This window comes from Mesorhizobium sp. M7A.F.Ca.AU.001.01.1.1 (assembly GCF_004022735.1).
Classification (GTDB): Bacteria; Pseudomonadota; Alphaproteobacteria; order Rhizobiales; family Rhizobiaceae; genus Mesorhizobium; species Mesorhizobium ciceri.
Map to the genome: position 1 here is coordinate 1 of NZ_RZPF01000996.1, position 1,697 is coordinate 1,697.

Sequence of the window (1,697 nt, forward strand, 5' to 3'; positions counted from 1 at the left end):
GGCTTCGAGGGCGCGTTTGAGAATGTCGCGGCCCTCGGCCAGCTTCTCGACCTGGCCGGCAACCAGACCGTCGATGCTGGAGCGGCTTTCGGCCAGCTTGGCGAGATCGGCTTCCAGCGCGCGCTTGAGAACATCGCGACCTTCGGCGAGTTTCTCGACCTGGCCGGCGACCAGACCGTCGATGCTTGAGCGGCTCTCGGCCAGTTTGGCAAGATCGTCCTCGAGCGCCTTGGACAGGGTCGAGCGCTCCTGGACAAGCCTTTCCGCGTGGCTGTTAACGAGGCCACCGACGTTTTCGAGGTCGGCTTCAAGCGCTTTCGACAGCGTCGAACGATCCTGGACGAGCCTTTCGGAATGGCTGTTGACCAAGCCATTGACGCTTTCGAGGTCAGCCTCGAGTGCCCGGGCGAACTGTGCCCGGTCATCGACCAGTTTCTGCGACTGGTCGGCAATGGTCCCCTTGATCGCGTTGAGGTCGGATTCCAGAGCGCGCCGCAGGATATCTCGGCCCTCGGACAACTTCTCGACCTGACCCGCAACCAACCCGTCGATGCTGGAACGGCTGTCGGCCAGCTTGGCGAGGTCGTCCTCAAGGGCCCTGGACAGGGCGGAGCGGTCTTGGACAAGCTTGTTCATGTGATCGGCGATGACGCTGTTCACATTCTGCAGGTCGGCTTCCAGGACCCGGGAAAGCTGACCGCGATCCTCGGCCAGCTTTTCCGACTGGCTTGAGATAACGCCCTTGATCGTGTTCAGGTCGGATTCCAGCGCGCGCTTGAGAATGTCGCGGCCTTCCGCCAGCTTCTCGACCTGACCGGCGACCAGACCGTCGATGCTCGAACGGCTTTCGGCCAGCTTGGCAAGGTCGGCTTCAAGGGTCTGCGACAGCAGGCTGCGGTCCTCGGCCAACCGTCCCGAATGGCTTTCGATCAGGCCGCGTATGCCGGACAGATCATTGTCGAGCGAATGGGAAAGCTGCGTGCGGTCTTCCGCCAGTTTGGCGGAATGGGTTTCGATGAGGCTCTTGATGCCGACGATGTCGTTTTCCAACGCCTTGGCGAGCACGGCGCGGCCTTCGGCGATTTTTTCCACCTGACCGGCGACCAGACCGTCGATGTCGGCGCGGCTGTCGGACAGTTTTCCGAGATCGGCTTCCAAAGCGCGCGACAGAATGTTGCGGCCCTCGGCGAGTTTTCCGACATGTCCGGCGACCATTTCATCAATGATCGTACGAGCTTGCACCAGCTTCCCGGAGTCTTCATTCAAGGCAATAGAGAGCCTGTTGCGACCTTCTTCCAGCCTTTCGAGATGGCTGCCGAGCGATGCATCGATGGCCGCCCGCGATTCATTGACCTTGCGCAGATCCTCTTCGAGAGCGCGCGAGATCAGGCTGCGGCCTTCGGCCAGCTTCTGCACCTGGTTGGTTACTGCCGCATCGATGCCGGCGCGGCCCTCGGCGAACTTCGCCAGGTCGGCCTCCATGGCCGCGGCCATGCGCTCGCGGCTTTCGGACAGTTTCCTGCTGTGGTTCTCGACAGCTTCCTCGATGCCGACGCGGGCGTCGGCGAGCCGCTGGATGTCACTGTCGAACGAACGCGACACGACGTGACGGGCGGCTTCCATGCGTCCGGCGAAGTCGCTGGCGCGGGCTTCGAGCATAGAGGAGGTCGAAGTGACGATGTCGGCCATGTCGGCGC

General features: G+C 62.6%; 1 pseudogene. It reads right to left on the bottom strand.

The features are described from left to right. A pseudogene (locus tag EN884_RS35025) lies at positions 1-1,697 on the bottom strand (kinesin); the annotation flags it as partial.